Annotated in this window: 7 protein-coding genes; 6 read left to right on the forward strand and 1 reads right to left on the reverse strand. The window is 63.0% G+C overall.

Annotated elements, in window-relative coordinates; translation table 11 throughout:
• From B7L68_RS00005 to B7L68_RS00030, 6 genes are all read left to right on the forward strand, one after another.
• Positions 1-258: secretion protein (locus tag B7L68_RS00005; protein WP_101957987.1), on the forward strand; the 258-nt coding region annotated here is incomplete at its 5' end.
• The gene (locus tag B7L68_RS00010; protein WP_081245629.1) at positions 255-728 is read left to right on the forward strand and encodes a hypothetical protein; all 474 of its coding nucleotides are present in this window, start codon (positions 255-257) and stop codon (positions 726-728) included. The genes B7L68_RS00005 and B7L68_RS00010, both read left to right, overlap by 4 nt.
• The gene (locus tag B7L68_RS00015) at positions 725-1,813 is read left to right on the forward strand and encodes a hypothetical protein (RefSeq protein ID WP_081245630.1); all 1,089 of its coding nucleotides are present in this window, start codon (positions 725-727) and stop codon (positions 1,811-1,813) included. The genes B7L68_RS00010 and B7L68_RS00015 overlap by 4 nt, the downstream gene beginning before the upstream one ends.
• Positions 1,813-2,148 carry a hypothetical protein gene (locus B7L68_RS00020; RefSeq protein WP_143615266.1) on the forward strand — a complete coding sequence of 112 codons (336 nt, stop codon included), beginning with the start codon at positions 1,813-1,815 and terminating at the stop codon, positions 2,146-2,148. The genes B7L68_RS00015 and B7L68_RS00020 overlap by 1 nt, the downstream gene beginning before the upstream one ends.
• Positions 2,145-2,720, forward strand: coding sequence for a hypothetical protein (locus tag B7L68_RS00025; protein ID WP_081245632.1), 576 nt, complete (start codon positions 2,145-2,147; stop codon positions 2,718-2,720). Before B7L68_RS00020 ends, B7L68_RS00025 begins: the two co-directional genes overlap by 4 nt.
• Entirely contained in the window at positions 2,717-5,590 is a 2,874-nt protein-coding gene (locus B7L68_RS00030) for a hypothetical protein (protein ID WP_081245633.1), read from the forward strand. The genes B7L68_RS00025 and B7L68_RS00030 overlap by 4 nt, the downstream gene beginning before the upstream one ends.
• Positions 5,591-5,592: 2 nt before the next feature.
• Here the strand turns inward: B7L68_RS00030 and upp are convergent.
• Positions 5,593-6,152 (reverse strand): uracil phosphoribosyltransferase (upp, locus tag B7L68_RS00035; protein ID WP_081245634.1); only part of this gene is annotated, 560 nt, incomplete at its 5' end.

Below are 6,152 nucleotides of genomic sequence, written 5' to 3' on the forward strand. Positions count from 1 at the left end.
GCCCTTCTCCATTCGACATCGTGGGATCTATGCGAAGCCGCGAGACTTGCGTTGAGCCGCAACGGATCCGCCATCGTCGTGTCGGCGTTCGGCGAGATCTCGTGCAACGGGTCGGGCTGCTACCTGGGCTGCGGCCTGTTCGTGCCGTCGCAGAGGATCTACTACGTCGGGGGGAGGCCGGCTCTAGGCGGCGTGCCGGGGGTCGTGGTGGTCGGCACCACGCCCGATGGAAGGCTCTACGTCTTGCCGAAGAGATGAGGGGCCAGGTCGCCTCGCCCGTAGCCGCCTCGGTGTTCTTTCTCTCGGTAGCCGTCCTGATGCTGTTCGCAACGCTTAAGCTATCGTCGTTGCCGCGCGGCGGCTATACGGCGCCTCTATCGCCGCCGCAGGGCGGACCCGCGAGGTGGATACACGTGTTCTACCTCAACGGCGGCTTCTTGGCGGTCGACGCTGAGACGCCGTCGTACGAGCTGGCGGAGGTCGCCGTAGGTGTCAACGGCACGTGGGTGGCCACGTTCTATCTATGGCCGGGCGGATACGCCTGCGCCTACAACTCCTCCTTTCTGCTCAACGGCAGACCTCTGTCCAGCTCGAACCCGCTGAGGATCGGCGCGGATCCCTACACAGGCCTCTGGTGTCCGCCGCCGTGGAACGGCACGGGCCACTGCGCCGCGTGGGGCGCCTCGCTGTCCATGGGGAGAGTTCTACTGGCTAGATGTATTCCATGAAGGGGCAAGTGGCAACCCCCATAATAGTGGCCGCGGCGATAGCCGCCGCAGCTGTCCTGGCCGTAGCTCTGATATACATGGGCGCCCTCTCCGCAGATTTTCCGAGCGCCTCGGCGTCGGTAACCGAGCAGAACGGCGTGCTCATCGCGTCGATAACAGTACTGCGCGGCTCTCTTAGAGGAGTTGCGTTGATCTACACCGCGCCTGATGGGTCGTCGTGGTATGCCAAGCCCATATACTGTCTGGGCCCGCAGACGCAGATTATGGCGGCCTCGGCGCTGTTCGAGAGGCCTCTGTATTCAGGCCAGGGGGCCACATGCGCCTTCCAGATGTGGTATCCGGCCGCCGGCAGTTACGGCTTCGATCTGGTGGGCATCGGCGCGGGGGGCGTCGTGAGCGTGGCTAGGGGCGTCGTCCCGACCGCGCGGGCTAACGGCTACTCGGGGCAACTGCCCGCGGGGAATATATACAGCCCGAGCCGGACGCCGTCCATAGGGCTGGCCGGCAATACATACAACTTCACATCTATCTCGACGTACTGGCCGGGCCGCGGATATCTGGCCGTCGAGGTCAAGTGGGGCTACACAAACTCCACGTGTCTGGCCGACGGGCTCTACATCTCCCTCTTCGCGCCTTCCAACGCCCGCGCGTTGGTGGCGCCGTCCGACGAGGGGCTGGGCGTTCTTCCGTTCGGCGGCGCCGACTACGTGCCCGCCGGAAGTTCTCCCCAGATCTTCCTGCAGTTAAACCCCTACGACTACGGGCTCGAGGACGGATCCTTCGAATTCGCGGTAATTAACTCGTCCGGCGGCAGAGGCCTCGTGCGGCCGACCGGCTTCGACGTATCCAAGTCGTGGCCCGCCGACATCTGGACCGCGTACCTCTTGTACAACTCCTCCAGCAACACGCTGCTGGCCGAGTGGATAGCGCCTGGCGCATTCAGCGAAGTCTACGTCTACAATTTGACCGATTACGGCCTAGCCAGGCCTCCTGCGGGCAATTACGTAACCGTCGTGGGCGTCGCGAACGGCGGATGCGCGGCCAACTGGCGCGTATACAGCTACGCGGCGGCCTCGGGAGGGTGATGGATCTATACATTGTGTCAGCCGCAGTCTCGTTGGCGGTGGCCGCGATGATGGTCGGCGCCTTTTTGATGCATCTAGGCGTTCAGAGCAGCGCCCCCAGTTGCTCCGACTGCGTCTTCTACATAAGGGGACCTGTGGCCTTGGTCCAGACGGACGGCTCGGCGTATTTGGTCCGAGGGCCGGCGCTCGCGAACTCGTCGGTGTTGGCCCAGTACGCATGGGCCTACGGGCCCGGCGGGCGTCCCCTGAGCCCCGGAGAGGAGCTCCCATGTCCTTACCTGATGCGCGTCGAGGTCGTGGACGGAGTCGCGTACGCCGAATGCGTGGGGCGATGAGGGGCCAGTGGTCCCTCGCATACGCCCTGGTCGCCCTAGCCGTCGTGGCCTGGGCTATGGCCGTTCTATACGCCTCCCACCCGCGCTACGACCAGATAGACCTCCCCCAGACGCTCTACAGGCTGAAGCTCGAGTCCCTCGCCGCCTCCCAGATCCACTGCGTCACCTACGCAACGGCCGGTCCCTCCATATATTGCAACGGCTCCGTCCTCTCCACCTCGGGCGTAAATAGATCGGTGTTGATATACTACCGGGGGGGCCTCGTGGCGGCGCGGCTGTCCAGATCGTGGGGGCCTATAAACTACACCCTATATCTGGCCTTGATCAACTGCACCGCCGTCGTGGCGCCCAACGGCGGCGTGGCGAGGGCGTACTACATAGCTCTGTCGTCTACGCTTGACTACATGCCGGAGCTATATGTAAACGCCAGCGCGGCCGAGACAGCCGTCCTGGGAAGCAACAACGGCTATCTGGCGCCGCAACGGGAATATCTCCTCGCCGTGTCTAAAGGTCCGCACCTGGAGGTCGTGGATTTCCCGGTGTCGCTGGTGATCACTTGTAGTAATCCATGAGGTGGCTGGTCCTAATACTGGCGGCGGCCGTGCTGGCCGAGGCGGCCGTCCAGGCCCCGACGTGCCAAGCGATAAACTCCACCCTGATCTCCAGCGGCATGTCGCCCCCCGAGATCCCCCTGTCAGTAGACCTAAAGCTGAATTTCCTGGGCATACCTAGGGCCCTGTCGACGCCTGTGGTCTACGTGACGGGCAATACGACATATACGGCGACCTCCGGAGGCTTCACCGTCTACGGCCTCACTAGGGGATCCATATTCCTGGCGGGCGCCCCAACTCCGACAGATGGGAAATTCAATGTATCAATATTTATACAATATTATACATATAAATATAATATATATTATGTTGTATATAATTGTTCGGGTAATATAGAAAGAGGCACTATAGCCAATGTGACCGAAACCTCTCTATCGACGTATAGCGATAAGGCGGGAGGGGCTATACCCGGGCTCGTCTGGAGCTACGCGCAGACTCTCTACCTCCCTGCGCCGTATACATCGCTGCCGACCAACTGGTACGTCGGGCCCGATCTGAGCGACTATGTGGAGATCGCGGTGGCGGTTGAGGAGCCCGACGTTTTGAGCGGGCTTTCCGCCGGTCAGACGAACAGAGGCACGCTCGGGATAACCGCCGTGGTCAACTCCACCTCATTGGTCCTGGGCGACACGGCCCAGGGGTTGCCGCAAGTCAATCCGTTCAAGGCGAGGTATTCGCCGGGCAGCTTCAACTGGAGCCCGCAGGGGTCCTACGGCCGCCTCTCGGGCCTCCTTCCGCTCAACGGGCAGCTCCCCAGCTCCATAAGCCTAGAGGCTTGGTTCGTGCCGGAGCTCTGGACAGCGCCGTTGGAGGTGGAATCCCCGAAGGCGCCGGGGGTGGTGGCGCTCCCCACCAGCTACATCCTGTTGAACCAGACGGCTGAGGGGCTGGTGGCCCTCCTCGACCCAACATATAGAGTCCTGGCGAGCACCTACACGGCGCAGTGGCCCAACTTCGCCGCAGCGGTCAGCCATCTGCTGGCGTCTGTATACCCGGGCGAGCTTCCCTCGCTGGGTCCATTCGCGCTGTCGCCTCTGGCCTACGGCTCGGGCGGCTGGAACTACTACAACCTCTATACATATATCGAGTGGCCTGGCGACGCCCTCTGGGAACCGTACCTACGCCTCGGCTCCGCCGAGATCTGGATAGAGGGAGGGTCGGCGGACGTCTACATGCCCGCCGGAGGCGTCTCAGACCTCTACGCCTCGTTGCTGGGATACCTCATCTTCGGAGGCCGCTATATAGGCTATTTCCCCAGAGGCTATGGCGGAGCCTCCGGCTACATTGTAGCGAGCCCTCTAGGCGGCAACGTGGCCTGGGACGGGCGCCTCGGAGGCGTCATACTCACCGAGATAGGCGGCTACGGAGCCACGTCGCGGCTAATCCCGTGGTCCTACCCAGCTCCACCTGATCAGACCACCTACGGCCTGGCCATGCTTCTATCGCGCTGGTCCTACTCGACATCGCCCAGCTACGTCTGGGCCACCCTGCTCGGCGGCTACTACCAGTCCAAAGGCCCGGCGGTGGACCCCGTGACAGGCCTCGCGGGAGCGTCCCAAGACGCCGTTTTCGTCTCGCCCCCTCCCGGCGGGCCGGCCTACCCGGCCGACGTCTACGTCGTCGTGCCGCGGCCGTGGCAGATCGAGGCGCAGAGCGCCGCGCCCTACGTGGCGAGCGTCGTCAGGGGCGGCAACGGCCAGCCCGCCGGAGTCGTCCTGTGGTCGCTGGTCCCCCTGGTCCCGTGCCGCTCGCTCCTCTGCGCAGATCCACGAGAGGCCTGGTGGAACGGCGAATTCGCGGGCAACGCCGTGCTGAGGGGAGCGGCCTACGGCCTGGCCGTCATGTGGCTGGGCAGATCTCCGGTCAGCATGTCCATCTACGTGAACGCAAGCGGCGCGCGGTACGCCAACGGGTCTTGGGCCGGATCGACCTGGCCGGCCGAAGGGACGTACAACATCTCGCTGGGAACGTTCGTGCTGGAGCCCTACAGGCCATACCTAATAGTGCCCGGCTCGGCGATGCCGCTCCCCAACGCGTCCGGCTGCGGGCTGGCCCCGACGCCGCCGGGCTGGCTCCTGTCGCCTACCTCCAGCGGGTTCTTCTGGATAGAATTCGCCGTAGGCAACACGGCGAGCTACGGCTACTACTACACGACCGCGCTGGCGATGAACTACACGGTGTCTGACGACATGGCGCGCATACTGCGCCCTAGCGAGATCATGGCCGCGTTCTTCTGCCTGGCGGTAAACGGCACCACGCCGTATCCCCCCTCTCTGGCCGGCTGGTTCCCCTCAGGTTGCGCCCCGCTGGGCTGGCTCCCGCTGGACGTCTCGCAGGGCCGTTACGTCTACTGGAGGGCCGACTGCTCGGCGGGTCGAGCGGCCGTGCAGGGGGATCTGGAGCCGTACGCCGGCTTCGACGTAGGCCTAGGGTCCGTCGAGCTGATGCATGGATCTATATCATATGTATATATAAAGCCATATATCCTTATTAACAGTTCAGGTATCTATATATATGTAGATAATAATTTCACTAAATACATAGACGGATTCTATATATATCTAAATAGAAATGGGACATGGGTACGCCAGTATTTCTGTCCGGGCAAGTCGCTGTATATACCGTGGGGCGTTGCCGAGAGGCTTTCTGTCTATCCCTGGGACCCGGCCAAGGTGATACCGGCGATCGACTTCTCGGCGTCCACAAATTCGGATATAACATATCCCGTACCCCAGTGGGCTACCCTGGCCAACTGGTGGTCCTTGCCGACGCGCGCCGGGACGTACAGCGATCTCGACGCGCTCGGCGCGCTGGGTTGTAGCCCCGCCTGAAGTCAGCCGAACGCCCTGTCGCCCGCGTCGCCGAGCCCCGGCACTATGAACCCGTTTTTGTCGAGAAATTCGTCTATGGCTACTGCGTATATCTCCGCGTGGGGGTATGCGGCCAGCACGCGCTCTACGCCCATCGGCGTGGCTATCACCGAGGCCACCAGCAACCTCTTCGGCGTGCCCCTCTTCAGCACCTCCCGTATAGCGGAGGCCATGGTGACCCCGGTGGCCAGCATGGGGTCGGCTATGAGGACCACGGAGCCCTCAACGTCGGGAATCCTGACGTAGTACACGTCGACGCTCACGGTCCCTCCCTCCTCCCTCCTCCTGGCCGCAATAACGCCTATCCTGGCCTCCGGAAAGGCCTTGAGGAGGCCCTCGACGAGCGGCATGGCCGCCCTCAACACCTCGATTATGACCACCCTATCCAGATCCTCGAGGACGATGCCCCTAGCCTCCCCGAGCGGCGTCCTGACCGCCACCTCCCTCTTGGGAAATCTCCTGGCCACCTCGTAGCCCATTATGCGGCCGAGCCTCACAAGCCCCTTGCGGAACTCGAGGCTGG

The sequence above is a fragment of the Thermoproteus sp. CP80 genome (assembly GCF_002077075.2).
GTDB lineage: Archaea > Thermoproteota > Thermoprotei > Thermoproteales > Thermoproteaceae > Thermoproteus.